19 protein-coding genes and 3 pseudogenes are annotated in these 16,366 nt (G+C 64.4%); 5 read left to right on the top strand and 17 right to left on the bottom strand.

All coding sequences use genetic code 11. From position 1 onward, the window contains the following. Nucleotides 1-75 precede the first annotated feature (75 nt). From C8D77_RS06620 to C8D77_RS06610, 3 genes are read left to right on the top strand one after another with little or no spacing between them, the layout of a single operon-like run. Entirely contained in the window at nucleotides 76-747 is a 672-nt protein-coding gene (locus C8D77_RS06620; protein WP_013530557.1) for an amino acid ABC transporter permease, read from the top strand. Further along, nucleotides 744-1,418, top strand: coding sequence for an amino acid ABC transporter permease (locus tag C8D77_RS06615; RefSeq protein WP_109660398.1), 675 nt, complete (start codon nucleotides 744-746; stop codon nucleotides 1,416-1,418). The genes C8D77_RS06620 and C8D77_RS06615 overlap by 4 nt, the downstream gene beginning before the upstream one ends. Before the next feature lie 26 nt (nucleotides 1,419-1,444). After that, nucleotides 1,445-2,188: an amino acid ABC transporter ATP-binding protein gene (locus C8D77_RS06610; RefSeq protein WP_109660396.1), complete on the top strand. Its 744-nt coding sequence runs from the start codon at nucleotides 1,445-1,447 to the stop codon at nucleotides 2,186-2,188. A gap of 201 nt (nucleotides 2,189-2,389) precedes the next feature. Here C8D77_RS06610 and C8D77_RS06605 read toward each other — a convergent pair whose 3' ends face one another. Together C8D77_RS06605 and C8D77_RS06600 are read right to left on the bottom strand one after the other, a co-directional pair. Next, entirely contained in the window at nucleotides 2,390-3,505 is a 1,116-nt protein-coding gene (locus tag C8D77_RS06605) for an alkene reductase (protein WP_109660394.1), read from the bottom strand. A gap of 40 nt (nucleotides 3,506-3,545) precedes the next feature. Next, nucleotides 3,546-3,836, bottom strand: coding sequence for an ArsR/SmtB family transcription factor (locus C8D77_RS06600; protein WP_109661360.1), 291 nt, complete (start codon nucleotides 3,834-3,836; stop codon nucleotides 3,546-3,548). A 77-nt stretch (nucleotides 3,837-3,913) separates the two neighbouring features. Here C8D77_RS06600 and C8D77_RS38955 point away from each other — a divergent pair. Further along, nucleotides 3,914-4,006, top strand: a pseudogene (locus C8D77_RS38955) (polar amino acid ABC transporter ATP-binding protein); the annotation flags it as partial. Between the two features lie 22 nt (nucleotides 4,007-4,028). Here C8D77_RS38955 and arsK read toward each other — a convergent pair. From arsK to C8D77_RS06530, 12 genes and pseudogenes are all read right to left on the bottom strand, one after another. Next, nucleotides 4,029-5,270 (bottom strand): arsenite efflux MFS transporter ArsK, encoded by a 1,242-nt coding sequence (arsK, locus tag C8D77_RS06590; RefSeq protein WP_109660392.1) that lies wholly within the window; start codon nucleotides 5,268-5,270, stop codon nucleotides 4,029-4,031. Beyond that, complete coding sequence (locus C8D77_RS06585; RefSeq protein WP_170136700.1) at nucleotides 5,263-6,687, bottom strand: NAD(P)-binding domain-containing protein; 1,425 nt, start codon at nucleotides 6,685-6,687, stop codon at nucleotides 5,263-5,265. The genes arsK and C8D77_RS06585 overlap by 8 nt, the downstream gene beginning before the upstream one ends. Nucleotides 6,688-6,738: 51 nt before the next feature. Continuing rightward, nucleotides 6,739-7,059 (bottom strand): ArsR/SmtB family transcription factor, encoded by a 321-nt coding sequence (locus tag C8D77_RS06580; RefSeq protein WP_109660387.1) that lies wholly within the window; start codon nucleotides 7,057-7,059, stop codon nucleotides 6,739-6,741. Between the two features lie 63 nt (nucleotides 7,060-7,122). Continuing rightward, nucleotides 7,123-7,545 carry an arsenate reductase (glutaredoxin) gene (gene arsC, locus C8D77_RS06575; RefSeq protein ID WP_109660385.1) on the bottom strand — a complete coding sequence of 141 codons (423 nt, stop codon included), beginning with the start codon at nucleotides 7,543-7,545 and terminating at the stop codon, nucleotides 7,123-7,125. Beyond that, nucleotides 7,542-8,240 (bottom strand): aquaporin, encoded by a 699-nt coding sequence (locus tag C8D77_RS06570; RefSeq protein WP_109660383.1) that lies wholly within the window; start codon nucleotides 8,238-8,240, stop codon nucleotides 7,542-7,544. Before C8D77_RS06570 ends, arsC begins: the two co-directional genes overlap by 4 nt. Further along, nucleotides 8,240-8,329: pseudogene (locus C8D77_RS06565) on the bottom strand (arsenate reductase ArsC); the annotation flags it as partial. The pseudogene C8D77_RS06565 and the gene C8D77_RS06570, both read right to left, overlap by 1 nt. 22 nt (nucleotides 8,330-8,351) lie before the next feature. Further along, on the bottom strand, nucleotides 8,352-8,684 hold the full coding sequence (locus tag C8D77_RS06560) for an ArsR/SmtB family transcription factor (protein ID WP_109660381.1): 333 nt from the start codon (nucleotides 8,682-8,684) through the stop codon (nucleotides 8,352-8,354). Between the two features lie 66 nt (nucleotides 8,685-8,750). Next, complete coding sequence (locus tag C8D77_RS06555; RefSeq protein ID WP_109660379.1) at nucleotides 8,751-9,449, bottom strand: RES family NAD+ phosphorylase; 699 nt, start codon at nucleotides 9,447-9,449, stop codon at nucleotides 8,751-8,753. Then, on the bottom strand, nucleotides 9,443-9,865 hold the full coding sequence (locus C8D77_RS06550; RefSeq protein ID WP_109661358.1) for an MbcA/ParS/Xre antitoxin family protein: 423 nt from the start codon (nucleotides 9,863-9,865) through the stop codon (nucleotides 9,443-9,445). The genes C8D77_RS06555 and C8D77_RS06550 overlap by 7 nt, the downstream gene beginning before the upstream one ends. 378 nt (nucleotides 9,866-10,243) lie before the next feature. Continuing rightward, nucleotides 10,244-11,677 (bottom strand): aldehyde dehydrogenase family protein, encoded by a 1,434-nt coding sequence (locus tag C8D77_RS06540; protein ID WP_109660377.1) that lies wholly within the window; start codon nucleotides 11,675-11,677, stop codon nucleotides 10,244-10,246. Between the two features lie 142 nt (nucleotides 11,678-11,819). Then, the gene (locus tag C8D77_RS06535) at nucleotides 11,820-12,203 is read right to left on the bottom strand and encodes an ACT domain-containing protein (protein ID WP_109660375.1); all 384 of its coding nucleotides are present in this window, start codon (nucleotides 12,201-12,203) and stop codon (nucleotides 11,820-11,822) included. A gap of 15 nt (nucleotides 12,204-12,218) precedes the next feature. Then, nucleotides 12,219-12,698 carry a GNAT family N-acetyltransferase gene (locus C8D77_RS06530; protein ID WP_109660373.1) on the bottom strand — a complete coding sequence of 160 codons (480 nt, stop codon included), beginning with the start codon at nucleotides 12,696-12,698 and terminating at the stop codon, nucleotides 12,219-12,221. Nucleotides 12,699-12,974: 276 nt separating this feature from the next. Here C8D77_RS06530 and C8D77_RS06525 point away from each other — a divergent pair, with 276 nt between their 5' ends. Next, on the top strand, nucleotides 12,975-13,565 hold the full coding sequence (locus C8D77_RS06525; RefSeq protein ID WP_109660371.1) for a cation efflux transmembrane domain-containing protein: 591 nt from the start codon (nucleotides 12,975-12,977) through the stop codon (nucleotides 13,563-13,565). A 148-nt stretch (nucleotides 13,566-13,713) separates the two neighbouring features. Here C8D77_RS06525 and C8D77_RS38265 read toward each other — a convergent pair whose 3' ends face one another. The 3 genes and pseudogenes from C8D77_RS38265 to C8D77_RS06515 form a co-directional block, all read right to left on the bottom strand. Then, nucleotides 13,714-14,283, bottom strand: a complete 570-nt coding sequence (locus C8D77_RS38265) for a flavodoxin (protein WP_170136699.1) — start codon at nucleotides 14,281-14,283, stop codon at nucleotides 13,714-13,716. A 72-nt stretch (nucleotides 14,284-14,355) separates the two neighbouring features. Further along, nucleotides 14,356-15,333, bottom strand: a pseudogene (locus C8D77_RS38260) (aldo/keto reductase); the annotation flags it as partial. Nucleotides 15,334-15,348: 15 nt separating this feature from the next. Then, nucleotides 15,349-16,344 (bottom strand): aldo/keto reductase, encoded by a 996-nt coding sequence (locus C8D77_RS06515; protein ID WP_109660367.1) that lies wholly within the window; start codon nucleotides 16,342-16,344, stop codon nucleotides 15,349-15,351. Between the last annotated feature and the right edge of the window lie 22 nt (nucleotides 16,345-16,366).

The raw sequence follows: 16,366 nt of genomic DNA, 5'->3' as shown, positions 1-16,366 counted from the left end.
CGTCTCAAGCGCCGCGAAACCGCCTGGAATTTCGCTTCATCCGTCGTTTCCTGCACTCTGGGATTTCACCCAACGATGCTCGAAAATTTCAGTTTCCGCACCATCGTCGAATATCTGCCGCTGTTCGGGCAGGGCCTGGTCACAACCGTCTGGCTGTCGGCGCTGTCCTTTGTCGGCGCGCTCATCGTCGGCATCGTGCTGTGCGCCATGAACCTGCAGCGCGGCTGGCTGTTTCGCGCGCCGGCCAAGGCCTATATCGACGCAGTGCGCGCCACGCCCTTGCTGGCGCAGCTCTATTTCCTCTATTTTGGCCTGCCCCGGCTCGGCTTCGTGCTGCCGGAGCTGGTCGTCGGCATCCTCGCGCTATCGCTAAACAGCGGCGCCTATATCGCTGAAATCATTCGCGCCGGCATCCTGTCGATCCCGCGCGGCCAGGTCGAAGCCAGCGTCGCTTCGGGCATGACCTATGTCCAGCGCATGCGCCTGGTCGTCCTGCCGCAGGCCTTCAAGGTGACGATCCCGCCGCTGCTCGGCCAGGCGATCGTGCTGGTCAAGGATTCCGCCCTGCTGTCGCTGATCTCGGTTTCCGAACTGACGCGCGCCGGCCAGTTGCTCGCCTCCGACCGCTTCATGCCGGCGGAGGGCTTTCTCACCATCGCCGCCTTCTATCTGCTGCTCTATTACGGACTGAAGGGACTGGCTGGCCTCTCCAGCCGCTGGCTCGGCACGGCGGGGGCGCGGACATGATCTGGCAACAGCTGCAAAGCCTCGCCGGCTCCTATCCGCTGGCCCTGCGCGGCCTCGGCATGACCGTGGTGCTGTCGCTGATCAGCCTGGTGCTCGGCACCCTGCTCGGCTTCGGTCTCGGCATCCTGCGCACCGGCGGCAACCGTCTGATCGACAGCTTGATCGGGGCCTGGGTCGATCTCATCCGCGGCACGCCGTTCCTGGTGCAGATCTTCCTGATCTTCTTCATCCTGCCGGAGTTCGGCATCGAGCTCGATGCCTTCACTGCCGGCATCATCGCGCTGACCAATCTGGCCGCCTGCTTCATCTGCGAGATCGTCGTCGCCGGCATCCGCTCGGTACCGACCGGCCAGGTCGAGGCGGCACTGGCATCCGGCCTGTCGCGCTGGCAGCGCATGCGCCAGGTGGTGCTGCCGCAGGCGATGCGCATCGTGCTGCCGCCGCTGGTCGGGCAATATGTGCTGCTGATCAAGGATTCTTCCGTCGTCTCCGCCATCGGCCTCACCGACCTCACCCGCGTCGGCTGGCTGGTGGTGCAGCGTGTGCCCAACGGCCTGTTGGTCTTCTTCCTCGTCGGCGTCGGCTATTTCATCGTCTGCTATCCCCTGATCATGCTGGCCCGCCGGCTCGAACGGCGCATGGGTGCCGCGCATGGCGAGGTGCAGTTGTGACAGCCAATCCCAAAGGGCCAACATCGATGACCAAAACGGGCATGATCGACTTTCGCGGCGTCAACAAATGGTTCGGCTCGCTCAACGTGCTGAAGGACATCACGCTCAGCGTCGAGCCGCGCGAGGTGGTCGTCGTCTGCGGCCCGAGCGGCTCGGGCAAGAGCACGCTGATCCGCTGCGTCAACGGCCTGGAGGCGATCAAGGACGGCGACCTCGTCGTCGACGGCCAGCGCCTCGGCGACCCCGCCACCAACATGACGCAGCTGCGCACCGAGATCGGCTTCGTCTTCCAGTCGTTCAACCTCTACCCGCACAAGACCGCGCTCGAGAACGTCACGCTCGCCCCCATCCATGTCCGCAAGATCCCGCGCGCCGAGGCCGAAAAGGCCGGGCGCGAATTGCTGGCCAAGGTTGGCCTCGCCGACAAGGTCAACGCCTATCCCGCACAGCTTTCCGGCGGCCAGCAGCAGCGTGTGGCGATCGCGCGTTGCCTCGGCATGCGGCCCAAGATCATGCTGTTCGACGAGCCGACTTCGGCACTCGACCCCGAGATGATTTCCGAAGTGCTCGATGTCATGGTCGCGGTCGCCGAGGAAGGCATGACCATGATGGTGGTGACGCACGAGATGGGCTTTGCCCGCAAGGTTGCCCAGCGCGTGGTGTTCATGGACGCCGGCGCCATCGTCGAAAGCGGCACGCCGGACGAGTTCTTCTCGCATCCCAGGACCGACCGCAGCCGGGCTTTCCTGAGCAAGATACTCAGGCATTGAAGGCAGCGACAGGGAGCGCCTTCTCGGCGCTTCCCGTCAATCTGTCCGGCGGCCATTGTATCAATCGAAGAATAGCGTTGCCTTGCAAGGATCTGTACGCCGTCCGGGCCGAATTGTTCAGTCCGGTCATGGATCGTCGTGACAGGCCGACCGGCTGCCCTTCCGCTGCGGGCGAAAGGGCAAACCGTCCGGTGGGGTGGCTCAGGCTGCCGTCGGATAGTCCGTATAGCCCCTGGCGTCGCCGCCATAGAACGTCGCCTTGTCGGGGGCGTTGAGTTCGGCATTCCGCTTCAACCGGCTCACGAGGTCGGGATTGGCGATGAACAGCTTGCCGAACGCGACAAGGTCCGCCTTGCCGTCGGCAACGGCCTTTTCGGCCAGTTCCTTGTCGTAGCCATTGTTCACCAGCCAGGCACCGCGTCCGCCAGCCTTGTGGTAGGTGGCTTTGAGTTCCGCGTAGTCGAACGGCCTGTCGCCCTGGCTGAAGTCACGCGCCCCGCCGGTCGCGCCTTCGACGATATGGATATAGGCCAGGCTGCGACGGCCCAGCCCCTCCACCACATGGTTGAACAACGGCTGCGGATTGGCATCCGAAGTGTCGTTGGCGGGCGTCACCGGCGACAGCCGGATTCCGGTCCTGCCGGCGCCGACGGCGCCCGCGACCGCGTCGACCACCTCGAACAGGAAGCGCGTCCGGTTCTCGATGGAACCGCCATAGTCATCGGTACGATGGTTGGTGCCCGAGCGCAGGAACTGGTCGACGAGATAACCATTGGCGCCATGGATCTCGACGCCGTCGAAACCTGCCTCCTCGATCGCCGCCTTGGCGGCGCGGCGGAAATCGTCGACGATGCCGGGGATTTCGGCCGCATCGAGCGCGCGCGGCTCGGAGGTCTCGGCGAACTCGCCGCTGCCATCCGGCCTGACCAGGAAAGTCTTGGAGTTTGCCCTGATCGCCGACGGCGCCACCGGCTTGCCGCCGCCGGGCTGCAACGAAACATGCGAGATGCGTCCGACATGCCAGAGCTGGACCACGATCTTGCCGCCGGCTCTATGGACCGCGTCCGTGACACGTTTCCAGCCGGCAAGCTGATCCGCGCCATAGAGACCTGGCACGTCGGCATAACCCTGGCCCTGATGGCTGATGGCGGTGGCCTCCGTCACGATCAGCCCGGCCGTGGCGCGCTGACCATAATAGGTGACCGAGAGGTCGCCGGGGACCGCATTGGGTGAACGATTGCGCGTCAGCGGCGCCATGACGATGCGGTTCGCCAGCGCCAGGTCGCCGGCCTGCAGCGGATCAAAGAGTGTAGTCATGAGAAAAAGCCTTTCATGGGGGGAGGACGGGGGAGGATCGTCAGAGACCGGACAGGGCGGCCTGGAAGGCCGCGATGGTTTCTTCGTTGCGCTTGTAGAACACCCATTGGCCGACCCGCCGTGTCGTGACGAGGTCCGCCGACGCCAGCGTCGCCAGATGCGCCGAGACGCTGGACTGCGCCAGGCCGCGACGGTCGAACTGGCTGGCGCAGACCCCCATCTCGAGCGGATGCGCCTGCGCGGCGAAGTGCTGTTCAGGCTCCTTCAGCCACGCCAGGACATCGCGTCGAAACGGATGCGCCAGCGCCTTCAATATGATGTCCTGGTCCATATTCACCTGCATCGATCTCAACCGATATATAGATCGGGTAGAGACGATATGGCAGGAAAACCATTCCATTTTTGCCGGCGATCGGAGAAAGCGGCACCCCGGACGAGTTCTTCTCGTACCCCAAGACCGACCGCAGCCGCGCCTTCCTCAGCAAGATACTCAGGCATTGAAGGCACCGCATCCCGCCGCGCCTTAGGTCGCCTCTTCCGGATTGCCGCCAATCGCAAACGCCACCCGGCCGCCACGCCGTCTCAGCAGCGCGATGGCGAGGAAGGCGATGACGCCGCTCGCAGCGACGACCACCAGCACCCACAGCGAATTGGCGACGGATGTCCGCGCCATCATGAAGGCGAGCGCGAACGGGGCGAAGGCCGAAGTGAACTGGCGGGCAGCGCTCGCCCAGCCGAGCCGCGCGCCATAGCCTTCGCGGCCGAAGAGTTCGAGCGGCAAGGTGCCGCCGACGATGCTGGTGAGGCCGGAACCGAGGCCGAACAGGAACACGAACAGGAAGGCGCCGGGCAGCCACGGCGTGGTCAGCAGCAGCGCGCACAGCCCGGCCGTGAGCAGCGACGCGGCGATGACGGCGAGATGCGTTTGCTGAAGCCGCCCGCCAAACAGCATGTTGATCAGCCGGCTGGCGACCTGCGCCGGCCCGAACAGGGTCGAAACGAAGAGGCCGGCGGTGCCCAGCCCAAGGGCCGCCGTCAGCGGCACCATGTGGATGAGGATCGCCGACAGCACGAAACCCTCGGTGGCGAACCCCGCCAGCATGAGCAGGAATGCGGCCCGGCCGCGCCGCGGATCGAGCAGTGCGCCCTGTTCGGAAGCGCGGGCGGGTCCTTGCAGCGTTGCGGTTGCATTACGGCGTGACAGGCGCATCAGCCAGGCGTGGATCGGCAGGCAGAGCCCGAGATTGAGCGCGGCGAACAAGAGATAGACCTCGCGCCATGTCAGCTGCGCGTGCAGCGCCGAGGTCAATGGCCAGAACAGGGTCGAGGCAAACCCCGCGATAAGCGTCAGGTGGGTGATGCTGCGTTGCGGCCGGGGAACCCCGATCTGTACGATCGCCACGAAGGCGGCGCTGTAGAGGACAAAGCTGGAGGCCAGCTCCATGGCCAGCAAGGCCAGGACGAAGGTCACGCGGCCGGGCGCGACGGCGCACAGCGCCAGCGCCACCGCTGCCGCGACCGAGCCGATGGTCATGATGCGGCCGGCGCCGAAGCGGTCGGCCCATCGCCCGGCCGTCGGCGCGAACAGGCTGCCGGCAAACAGCGAGGCGGACAGGGCGCCGAACACCCAGCCTTCCGCGAGGCCGAACTCCCTGGCCATTGCCGGCGCCAGGATCGAGAAGCTGTAGAAGAGCGTGCCGTAGCCGATGATCTGGGTCAGCCCCAGCGCCCAGATCGCCTTGCGCAGAACGGACCGGTCAGGCATCGATGCTGGCTGCCATCGTCTCTTGCGCCTCGGTGCTGGCCGGCGTGGTTGCGCAGCCGCAGCCCGAGGCGCCCTTGGCCTTGGCATGCGCATCCTCGACACAGCAAGCGTCGACATCGGCCGGCGCAGGCCCGCCGCAGCAGCCGGCGCTTGCCGATACCGTCACGACACCGACCGCGCTGCACACGCCGGTCTCCGGCAACACCAGCCGCACCTCGCGGGCCGCGACATGGTCTCCGGCAATGTCGGCGACCACCGAGCGGACCTGCTCGTAGCCGGTCGCCATCAGGAAGGTCGGGGCGCGGCCATAGGATTTCGAGCCGACGATGGTGAAGCCGGGTTCGGGATGCGCGAGTTCCGCGATGCCATGCGCGGGAACCGTGCCGCAGGAGTGGAAGTTCGGATCGATCAGCGGCGCCAGCGCCGGCGGCGCTTCGACGACGGGATCAAGCGCGATGCGGATTTCGCCGAGGAACGACAGATCGGGCCGGAAGCCGGTGGTGACGACGATGCGGTCGACGGCCAGGCTGAACGGCTTGCCGGCCAGGCTGGCATCGACGGCGAGCCCCTCGCCCTGCGTCTCGATGCGGTTGACGGCGAAAGGCGCCAGCATGTTCAGCCTGCCATCCGTCATCGCCTGCCTGGCGGCCAGCCCAAGCGCGCCGCGTTCGGGCAACTGGTCGTTCAGCCCGCCGCCGAGCAGCCTGTCGACGCTGGCATGGCGCAGCGCCCAGAAGATCTCGGTGCCAGGTGCCGCGTCCTGCAGTTCCATCAGCGCCAGGGCGACGTTGATGGCCGAGTGCCCGCCGCCGATGACCAGGACGCGCTTGCCCGCATAGTCTTCTCTCGCCTTGCCGACCACGTCGGGAATGCCATAGGCGATGCGCCCGCAAGCCGCGCCTTCGCCGGGAACCGGCAGGCCGTCGACACCGATCGGGTTTGGCCGCCACCATGTTCCGGACGCGTCGATGACGGCGCGGGCGAGAACGCGGTGCTCGCCACCGGCATCGCGATAGCGGATGACGAAGGGCGCGTCCTTGCGGCCGTCATTGGCGACCTTGTCATGTCCCTGACGGGTGATCGCGGTGACCTCCGCACCGAGTTTCAAATTGGCGGCGATCGCGGGAAGTGCCGCGAGAGGCGCCAGATAATCGCGCACGATCTCGCCGCCGGTCGGCAGGCCTTGGCTGTCCGGCGCCGTCCAGCCGGAGCGGTCGAGAAGCGCCCGCGCCGCTGCGTCGATGTTGTATTCCCACGGCGAAAATACCCGCACATGGCCCCATTCGAGCAGTGCCGCACCCACGCTTTCACCACGCTCCAGGATGAGCGGACGGATGCCGCGCTCGACCAGATGCGCCGCGGCTGCAAGGCCGACCGGGCCGGCGCCGATCACCCCGACGGGAAGATTTGCCATCATGTCCATAGGTTCGATCCTTCCGGTATCTTCGAATTACAAGCGCAAAAAAAATCAAACCAGGGCTTTGCTGGCGGCGGGCGCGCAAGTGGCGTCAGCGCAGCACTCATCGGCGAGATAGCCGATCAGCGCATTCATGCCGGGATAGTTGGCGCGGCAGATCAGCGTCGTCGCCTGCCGCTCCTGCGTCACCAGGCCGGTGTCGACCAGCCGCTTGAGGTGATGCGACAGCGTCGAGGACGGAATGTCGAGCTTGCCCTGGACACTGCCGACAGCAAGCCCGTCATCGCCGGCGCGCACCAGGATGCGATAGAGCTGAAGCCGCGTCGGGTTGCCCAGCGCTTCGAGTTGGGCGGCTGCTTTTTCGAGTTTCATGGAAGTAGGCTATGCGACACTTTTCGCGCCGTCAACTCAATTTCGAAAAATATGGAAATAGCGTTAGCCGGCACGCTTGCCCGAGGCGTAAGTGACCACCTCGCCATCCTCCTTGGTGAACGCGCCGATCTCCGGGTTGGGCAGGATGTCCAGCACCTTTTCCGAGGGCCGCGCCAGGACGACGCCGAGCGGGCTGACCACGATCGGCCGGTTGATCAGGATCGGATGCGCCAGCATGAAATCGAGGATCTTCTCGTCGGACCATTTCGGGTCGGCAAGGCCGAGTTCGGCATAGGGCGTGCCCTTCTCGCGCAGCAGGTCGCGCGGCGTCATGCCCATCGCCGCGATCAGTTCGACCAGCCTTTCGCGCGACGGCGGCGTCTTCAGATATTCGATCACCTCCGGCTCTTCGCCGGACTGCCGGATAATGGCCAGCGTGTTGCGCGAGGTGCCGCAATCGGGGTTGTGGTAGATGGTGATGGTCATTCGGCAGCCTTCATCTGTCTTGTTGGTTTCGGTTCGGCGAGCAGCCAGCCCGCCAGGGCCATGGCCAGCAGCGCCCCGAGCAATTCGGCGGCAATAAAGCCCGGCAGGTCGACCGGACGGATGCCCGCGAATGTGTCTGAGAATGCCCGGGCAACGGCGACGGCCGGATTGGCGAAGGAGGTCGAGGCCGTGAACCAGTAGGCGGCGGTAATGTAGAGTCCAACCAGCCAGGGAATCGCGTCTGAGCGGAAGCGCAGTCCTGCCAGGATGGTGAAGACGAGCCCGAAGGCGGCCACCGCCTCCGCGAGCCATTGCCCGGCTCCGGTCCGCACCGTCGCGGAAACCTGCAGGATCGGCAGCTCGAACATGGCGTGAGCCAGAAACGATCCGGCGATGCCGCCCACGATTTGGGCAACGACATAGGCAAGCGCGGCGTTCGCCTCGATCTCGCGGCGAAGCGCGAACACCAGCGTGACGGCCGGATTGAAATGCGCCCCGGAGATCGGCCCTAGTATCGTGATCAGCACGACGAGGATCGCCCCGGTCGGCAGCGTGTTGCCGAGCAGCGAAATGGCGACGTCGTGAGTCAGCCGGGCAGCCATGATGCCGGAGCCGACCACGGTCGCGACCAGCAGCGCGGTTCCCAGCGCTTCCGCGACGATGCGGCGTGGCAAGTCGTCCGCCACGGTCTTCATCCGACGCGGTTCGGCATCGTCTCGGCCAGGATCGAGCGGGCCGAGTTGCCGGTGCATGGCAAAAGAACGTTGAATGTCGGATCGCTCATCGGTGGTTGCTCCCAGACAGGACTAGCAGTCACAGGTCACAGCATTGATGACGGGTCGGCAGAGTTCCGGCGCGCCATTGCAGCAATCTTCCATCAGATAGGCCAGCAGGTCGCGCAAGCCGGTCATGTCGGCGACGTAGCGCACGATCCGACCGTCGCGTTCGGGGCGGATCAGCCCGGCATGGGCGAGCACCTTCAGATGCGCTGACATGGTGTTCTGGACCGTGTCCAGCCTTGTCGCGATCTCGCCAGCCGGAATGCCTTCCGGCCCAGCGCGCACGAGCAGCCGGAAGACATCCAGCCGCGTCTCCTGGCCAAGTGCGGCCAGTGCATTCAAAGTGTCTTTCTTATCCATATATCCGAATCCTTGGATTTATGGATATCGGCTTCCCCGCGATCTGTAAAGCGTGTCCGCCCGCCATCAGGTGACGGCCAGCACCTTTCCCGTATCGTGCTGGCGCACGAAGTCCACGCGGGCGCCATCCCAGTGATAGCTGTAGTGCCGGCCCTGCACCGGAACGGTGATGACATCAGGCCAGAAGATGCCGATGCAGCCGCCGCCCGGCATGCGCACGCTGTTCCACACCAGCCCATCGCTGCCGGCAGCCCGCAACGCCCGCCCTTCCGCCTGCGAGGCGGTGTAGTCGTCCGGGTCGAGCACGCCTGGCACGGCGTTCACGTCATCGAGGCTGCGGTCGACGCCGCCGATCAGCACGCGGAAATCCGCTGTCCAGCCCGGCCCCTCGTTGGTGGCGCCCATGAATTTCTGATGGTGGTGGATGGTCTCGGCCAGCGCCACCTCCTCGCTGTCGCCGGCATAGTAGATCCCGTAACTGCCATCCGAGAAACGGCCTGGCCTGAGCGTCGAGCAATGCACGAAGGGCGCCATCACGAAGCTCGCGCCGGGACCGGAAATCCGCCTTGCGGCCGACACCTTGCCGAGGTCGCCGATCTCGAACCGGATGCGCGGGTTCGTTTTCGCCTCGACGGCGGCAAGCGCCTCCCAGTCGCGCGGGTCGGCAACGTCCTCGAAGAGATCGATGGGCGGATGGATGGAGCGGATGATGCGGAAGGTCTGGTGCCAGTCGACGCGGCGACGGACCGCAAGCCCACTCACCATGCACCACGCTCCGCATCGAGCCATTCCCGCATCGCCGAGAGATCGGAGATTTCGCCGCGCAGCATCAGGTCGAGGGCCGACTGGCCGCCGAAGGTGGCATTGGGCTTGCGTATCCAGGCATAGCCGCGCGCCGGCTCCGTGAACAGATAGCGCAGGCCCTTGTGGATGCCCATCAGGTGCGCCATGCGGGTGCGCAGATCGCGGTCGATCCTGCCGATGCCGCCTTCTTTCGCCCCAGTCTTCCAACGCGCCCAGGTCCGAGCCGACATACCGCCAAGCAGGATGCAGGCCTCCATATCCGTGAGATTCCAGGCCTTGAACAGGTTGACCGTGGTGCGCGCCAAGGCGCCCGCCTCGTCATCCGAGATGACGCTGCCGACCGTGGCAGGCGTGGTGACGATGGACTGAAGCTGCATTTGTTGCCTCGCTATTGGCAGATATATAGCATCTATTTGCCAATTGGCAAGGAACGGCGTTGCGAGGCACAAGGCAAACTGGTTCGCACCGATGATCGGTTCCACCTTGGACCACCAATCGCCGAGGCCAGCGCCGCCCCTCATCGCCCTGCCGGGCACTTCTCCCCGTATAGTGACGGGGAGAAGGGGCTAGCCGCAACGCTGGCGCCCTACTTGCAACGCTGGTGATTGGCGAAACCGGCGATGGCAGCGTCCCTCTCCCCGTCACTATACGGGGAGAGGATGCCGGCAGGCAGGTGAGGGGCAGCGCCAACTTCGGGCGATTGGCCCAGATCCAGAAAGTTGCGCGCCACTTATCGTGGCGCGCCCCGACCCGTTTTACTCCGCCGCCTCATATCCCGCGATGCCCTTGATCTCGAGGAAATCCTCGAGCCCGTATTCGGCATATTCGCGGCCGTTGCCCGACTGCTTGTAGCCGCCGAACGGCAGGCCGGCGTCCCACTGGGGATAGTTGATGTAGACATTGCCGGTGCGCATGCGCGCCGCGACTTCGCGCGCCTTCTTCATGTCCTTGGCCTGGATGTAGGAGGCGAGGCCATAGACGGTGTCGTTGGCGGTCTCGACCACCTCATCGACGCTGTCATAGGGCATGATCGCCAGCACCGGCCCAAAAATCTCTTCGCGCGCGATGCGCATGTCGTGGGTGACGTCCGCGAACACCGTCGGCCTGACATAATAACCGCGGTTGAGTTCGGCCGGACGGCCAGGGCCGCCAGCGACCAGCGTCGCACCCTCGTCGATGCCGGCCTGGATCAGGTCCTGAATCTTGTCGAACTGGACCTGGCTGACGACCGGGCCGAGCTTGGTGCCGGCAGCGTCGGCGGGGCCGACGGTGAACTTTTCCGCAGCCGCCTTGGCATAGCCGGCCGCCTCGTCGTGGCGGTCACGCGGCACGAACATGCGCGTCGGCGCGTTGCAGGACTGGCCGCTGTTGCTGAAGCAACCGGCGACGCCCTTGAAGACGGCGCTTGCGAGGTCGACATCCCCGAACAGGATGTTGGCCGACTTGCCGCCAAGCTCCTGATGCACGCGCTTGACCGTGTCGGCGGCGGCCTTGGCCACCAGGATGCCGGCGCGGGTCGAACCGGTGAACGACATCATGTCGATGTCGGGATGGCTGGACAGCGCCTGGCCGACGCCCGGACCGTCGCCATTGATGAGGTTGAACACGCCCTTCGGTACGCCGGCCTCGTCCAGGATCTCGGCGAAGATGATGGCGTCGAGCGGCGCGATCTCTGAGGGCTTGAGCACCATGGTGCAGCCGGCGGCAAGCGCCGGACCGACCTTGCAGGTGATCTGGTTGAGCGGCCAGTTCCACGGCGTGATCAGGCCGACGACACCGATCGGCTCCTTGACCACGAGATGATTGCCCTTCACGTGGCGGAACTCGAAACTCCCTAGCACGTCGGCCATCTTCTGCAGATGCGCAAGACCGATGCCGACCTGGCTGTCCAATGCCATCTGGCGCGGCGCACCCATTTCGCGCGACACGGCAACCGCCAGATCGGCGCTGCGCTTCTTGTAGACCGCGATGATGCGGTTCAGGAGTTCGAGCCGCTCGCCGACCTCGGTGAAACCAAAGCTGTTGAAGGCGCGCTTGGCTGCGGCCACCGCCTTGTCGACATCGGCCTTGGAGCCGAGCGAGATCTGGGCGAAAGCATCCTCATTCGACGGGTCGATGACGTCGAAAGTGTTGGGCACAACAGGATCGACCCACGCGCCATCGATATAGAATTGCAGATTGTGTGACATGGTTTGCTCCTTGGGATGCACCGCATGGCCGTGCCGGCCGTCATATGTGGCTGGAGATAACGATGCACAACCGCCGCTGTCAAACGCAACCCCGGAAGTGGTTGAGCCAGTGCGCGAGTCGTTGAGCCAGAGCGAGGCTGGATTACAGCAAGATATGTCCAGCCTCGACCAGAAACCGCCTCGCGGCGGCCTGATCCGTCGCTTTCACCAACAGATGGTCGCCATCGAAAGTGGACACCACGAAGATGCCCAACCCGTTCTCCGACAACGGCCTTATGACCGACAGCACGATACCGGTTTCGTCGAAGGCAAACGGCCCCTGGAGTTTGAAGGCCACCCAGTCACCGTCCTGCCTGACGCTATCCGGCACACGATCCTGCAGACAAACGATCGAAAGTTCGTCGTCGGTCCTTGTGATGCTGACGAAGCCTGGCCCGTCCGCCCAACCGGGAATGGCGTCGCCCGCCTCCAGCCGGGAAACCGCGTAATGCCCTGAGAGTTGCCTAAGCCTGACGCTGATGGACATTGTCGAACTCCTTCCTCAGATTACCGGTGATCCCGCGAGCCTCTTGCTCATATAGACCGTCATGCCGCCCATGAACGGCTCTTCCCGATCGATCACATAGCCATGCTTTTTGTAAAGCGACACATTGGCCTCGAAGGCGCCATTGGTCAGCAGGCGAAGCTCGAGGCGGCCCGCTTCGATTGCCTTGCGCTCGGCTAGTTCCAGCAGCAGCCGGCCGATCCCCCTGCCCTGCGCCTGCGGTGCGACGCAGACATTCTCGATCCAGAGGTGATCGTCGGTCAGGACGGTTTCGATCATCCCGACAATGGCGCCATCCTCGACGGCGAGATCGAACGGATGCTCGGCAACCGCCTTCTCATAGTCAGCGCGCATCGGCAGCGGCTCGCGGCCGATCACCGGCACCCATTTGGCATAGGCGGTGCGCACAATGTCCCGGATCGCGGCGGCATTCGCCGGCGTGGCCGGCCGAAGTCGGATGGACGAAACGATGGTCATGAAGTGCTCCAGACATGAAAACCCCGCCGGCGGATGTCGCGGGCGGGGCTGGAAACGAACGAACCAGGTCTATCGTGCTGGTTGTTGTCGTCGCGCAATCAGCTTGCCGCTCGTGCAGGAGCGGCGTCGCTTGGTGATGGTGGGCGCGAAAACGAACATGGCGCCAAGCTGGAGCAGGAACCGCAGCGTTGTCAAGGCGGCCGCTGAAATCGGCAATGTCTCATGTCATGGAAACCCTATATGCCTTGCGGCAGCGGCAATTGATGAGGACAGGATATGACCGGGACGCTAGGCAAGGCGGTGCGGATGGTCGCCATCCTGAACCTTGGCTATTTCGGTATCGAGTTTGCCGTCGCCGTTTGGATCGGATCTGTATCTCTGTTCGCCGACAGCATCGATTTTCTCGAGGATGCATCCGTCAACCTGCTGATCATGGTTGCGCTGGGCTGGACTATCCGTAATCGAGCGCGGCTTGGAATGGCGCTGGCCGGGGTACTTCTGATCCCGGCTTTGGCGACCCTTTGGACGGCTTGGCAGAAGTTCAACGTTCCAATCCCGCCAGCGCCCGTTCCGCTAACGCTTACCGCGGCTGGCGCGATCCTCGTCAACCTGTCGTGCGCGCTGATGCTCGCTCGCTATCGCCATCACAGCGGCAGCCTTACCCACGCAGCATTCTTGTCGGCGCGCAACGATGTCCTGGCGAATATCGCAATCATTGCCGCCGGCCTGGTCACGGCATTTGTGTGGAACTCGGCTTGGCCAGATATTGTCATTGGCCTTGCGATCGCCGTCATGAATGCCGACGCTGCCCGCGAGGTTTTCACGGCCGCAAGACGCGAGTTCGCAGAAAGCCAAATCCCAAGCTGAGATACTGCCATCCGATCCGGGCACGATCCTTGTGCCCTCAATACTTCTGCGCCGTCGGCCGCAACAGGATCACATGTGGCCGCTCTCTGGGTCTTCATGTGCGGCAGCGCGGCTGCGATGCCATAGAGCACGCCCTTAATGTGGTGGCTCAGCCGGGCACTTCGACCCTGCCGAGCCAGCGTGTGACCTGTTCCAGCGTCTCGCGCTCCTGGTCGCACTGCTTGGAAAAACCTTCGATGAGCCTCGCCGCCGGCGCATGGTCGGCGAGGACCTTCAGGCTCTGCCCGATTCCGTAGCCGCCATGGGTGATGAACGGCACCAATGTCTTGCCCGACAGATCGTGTTTCGCCAGGAAGGAGCGGATCACCGCAGGCGCGGTCATGCCCCAGATCGGAAATCCGAGGAACACCGTCTCGTAGGATCTGATGTCCGGCACCGTGGTGGCGAGCGGCGGTTCGAAACCGGACACCCGCTGCTGTTCCGCCACTGCGACCTGCTCCTCATAGTCTTCCGGGTAGGGATCCACGGTGCGGATCTCGAAAATGTCCGCTCCGAGAGCCCGGCTGATCTGGCGCGCGATGACGCGCGTGTTGCCGGTTCGGGTGTAGTACGCCACCAGAACCTTGGCGCTGCCCGCCTGCCGCGCGTTCGACGCGGCGGCGGGCAGGCTCGATCCGGCACCCAATCCAGCACCCAGTGGCAATGCAAGCGCGGTCATAAGCGCACCTCGTCTTGAGAACAGGCCCGACTGGCTCATCTCGCTCTCCTTGGCGCCTGGCTCAGCGATCGACCTTGCCGCCTGTTGCGGGGAGTAGCGCTCTCCCTGCACGGCAATTGCCGAGACCACATTTTCGATGTCGGCAAGATCGTCCGCCGTCAGCGCAACCGCCGCCGATCCTATATTCTCCTCGAGGCGATTGAGCTTCGTGGTGCCGGGGATCGGAACGATCCAAGGCTTCCGCGCCAGCAGCCAGGCGAGCGCGACCTGGGCTGGGGTCACCTTCTTCCCGGCCGCGATCGCGACGATCGCATCGACCAGCGCCTGGTTCGCTCGCCTGGCCCCCTCCGCAAAACGCGGGACAGTGTTGCGGAAATCGCTGCTGTCGAACGTCGTGCTGGCGTTGATGGCGCCGGTGAGGAAGCCTTTGCCCAATGGGCTGAAGGGCACGAAGCCGATCCCCAGTTCTTCGAGGACCGACAGGATCGCCTCCTCGGGTTCACGCCACCACAGCGAGTATTCGCTTTGAAGTGCGGTGACCGGCTGCACCGCATGCGCGCGACGGATGGTGCGCATGCCCGCCTCGGAGAGGCCGAAATGCTTGACCTTGCCTTGGCTGATCAAGTCCTTCACCGTGCCCGCCACCTCTTCGATGGGCACGACCGGATCGACGCGGTGCTGGTAGAGGAGATCGATGTGGTCGGTCCTCAGCCGTTTGAGAGAGGCCTCGACGACGTCGCGAATATGCTCCGGCCGGCTATCCATGCCGTCGTGTCCGGCCGTACCAGCGATGTCGATGCCGAACTTGGTGGCGATCACCACCTGGTCGCGGATTGGCTGCAGCGCCTCACCGACGACCTCCTCGTTCTTGAACGGGCCATAGACCTCGGCGGTGTCGAAGAAAGTGACGCCGCGCTCGAACGCTGAGCGGATCAGGCGGACAGCATCCGGCGTCTCCATCGGTTGCCCGTATGACTGGCTCATCCCCATGCAGCCCAGCCCGATGGCCGAGACTTCGAGACCACTTGTACCAAGTGTGCGCTTTTGCATTGTTGTTCTCCTTTCCTAGCGGTTCGTCATGTCCAGCACCGCTTGCGGCAGGCGAGCACCCTTTAACGTGATCTGCGAGGCAGCCTGGTCGATATCTTTGAGCTCCTCCGGCGCAAGCGCGATGGCGGCAGATCCGAGGTTCTCCTCCAGACGGTGCAGCTTCGTGGTGCCAGGGATCGGAACAATCCATGGCTTCTGAGCAATCAGCCAGGCAAGCGCGATCTGTGCCGGGGTGGCGCCCTTTGCTGCCGCCACCTTGCGCAGCAGGTCGACCAGCGGCACATTCGCCTTCAGCGCCTCGGGCGCGAAGCGGGGAACACTGGCGCGGAAGTCGGTGCTGGCAAACGTCGTGTTCGCATCCATCTTGCCGGTCAGAAAGCCTGCTCCCAGCGGGCTGAAGGGAACGAAACCGATGCCGAGTTCCTCCAGTGTTGGCAGGATCTCCGCCTCGGGTCCCCGATACCACAGTGAATATTCGCTCTGCACCGCGGTAACGGGATGGACAGCGTGAGCGCGCCGAATGGTCTGCGCTCCAGCTTCGGAGAGCCCGAAATGCTTGACCTTGCCTTCCGCGATCAGCTCCTTCACCGCGCCCGCGACATCCTCGATTTGCACATTCGGATCGACGCGGTGCTGATAAAAGATGTCGATGCGATCGGTCCTGAGGCGCTTCAGTGAAGCTTCCGCGACCGCCCTGATATGATCCGGCCTGCTGTTCAGGCCGCCGCTGCGCTGGCCCGTCTCAAGATTGATGTCGAAGCCGAACTTCGTGGCAATCACCACTCTGTCCCGCAACGGCGCCAGCGCTTCGCCGACCAATTCCTCATTGACAAAGGGGCCGTAGGCCTCCGCCGTGTCGAACAGGGTGACGCCTTGATCCACGGCTGTCCGTATGAGCGAGATCATATCGCCCCTCACGGCTGGCGGCCCGTAGACCGAGGTCATGCCCATGCAGCCGAGTCCGAGAGCCGAGACTTCGAGACCGCTGGTTCCAAGTGTGCGCTTTTGCATTGTTGTTCTCCTTTCGATTCCT

This window comes from Mesorhizobium loti (assembly GCF_003148495.1).
Taxonomy (GTDB): Bacteria; Pseudomonadota; Alphaproteobacteria; order Rhizobiales; family Rhizobiaceae; genus Mesorhizobium; species Mesorhizobium loti.
Note: the sequence above shows the minus strand (reverse complement) of the source record. Positions and strands in the feature narration are given on the sequence as shown.

Bases quoted from the DNA above. Each gene is read 5' to 3' on its own strand.
- C8D77_RS06620 (WP_013530557.1), top strand. From the start codon at position 76: ATGCTCGAAAATTTCAGTTTCCGCACCATCGTCGAATATCTGCCGCTG.
- C8D77_RS06615 (WP_109660398.1), top strand. From the start codon at position 744: ATGATCTGGCAACAGCTGCAAAGCCTCGCCGGCTCCTATCCGCTGGCC.
- C8D77_RS06610 (WP_109660396.1), top strand. From the start codon at position 1,445: ATGACCAAAACGGGCATGATCGACTTTCGCGGCGTCAACAAATGGTTC.
- C8D77_RS06605 (WP_109660394.1), bottom strand. From the start codon at position 3,505: ATGACTACACTCTTTGATCCGCTGCAGGCCGGCGACCTGGCGCTGGCG.
- C8D77_RS06600 (WP_109661360.1), bottom strand. From the start codon at position 3,836: ATGGACCAGGACATCATATTGAAGGCGCTGGCGCATCCGTTTCGACGC.
- arsK (WP_109660392.1), bottom strand. From the start codon at position 5,270: ATGCCTGACCGGTCCGTTCTGCGCAAGGCGATCTGGGCGCTGGGGCTG.
- C8D77_RS06585 (WP_170136700.1), bottom strand. From the start codon at position 6,687: ATGATGGCAAATCTTCCCGTCGGGGTGATCGGCGCCGGCCCGGTCGGC.
- C8D77_RS06580 (WP_109660387.1), bottom strand. From the start codon at position 7,059: ATGAAACTCGAAAAAGCAGCCGCCCAACTCGAAGCGCTGGGCAACCCG.
- arsC (WP_109660385.1), bottom strand. From the start codon at position 7,545: ATGACCATCACCATCTACCACAACCCCGATTGCGGCACCTCGCGCAAC.
- C8D77_RS06570 (WP_109660383.1), bottom strand. From the start codon at position 8,240: ATGAAGACCGTGGCGGACGACTTGCCACGCCGCATCGTCGCGGAAGCG.
- C8D77_RS06560 (WP_109660381.1), bottom strand. From the start codon at position 8,684: ATGGATAAGAAAGACACTTTGAATGCACTGGCCGCACTTGGCCAGGAG.
- C8D77_RS06555 (WP_109660379.1), bottom strand. From the start codon at position 9,449: ATGGTGAGTGGGCTTGCGGTCCGTCGCCGCGTCGACTGGCACCAGACC.
- C8D77_RS06550 (WP_109661358.1), bottom strand. From the start codon at position 9,865: ATGCAGCTTCAGTCCATCGTCACCACGCCTGCCACGGTCGGCAGCGTC.
- C8D77_RS06540 (WP_109660377.1), bottom strand. From the start codon at position 11,677: ATGTCACACAATCTGCAATTCTATATCGATGGCGCGTGGGTCGATCCT.
- C8D77_RS06535 (WP_109660375.1), bottom strand. From the start codon at position 12,203: ATGTCCATCAGCGTCAGGCTTAGGCAACTCTCAGGGCATTACGCGGTT.
- C8D77_RS06530 (WP_109660373.1), bottom strand. From the start codon at position 12,698: ATGACCATCGTTTCGTCCATCCGACTTCGGCCGGCCACGCCGGCGAAT.
- C8D77_RS06525 (WP_109660371.1), top strand. From the start codon at position 12,975: ATGACCGGGACGCTAGGCAAGGCGGTGCGGATGGTCGCCATCCTGAAC.
- C8D77_RS38265 (WP_170136699.1), bottom strand. From the start codon at position 14,283: ATGACCGCGCTTGCATTGCCACTGGGTGCTGGATTGGGTGCCGGATCG.
- C8D77_RS06515 (WP_109660367.1), bottom strand. From the start codon at position 16,344: ATGCAAAAGCGCACACTTGGAACCAGCGGTCTCGAAGTCTCGGCTCTC.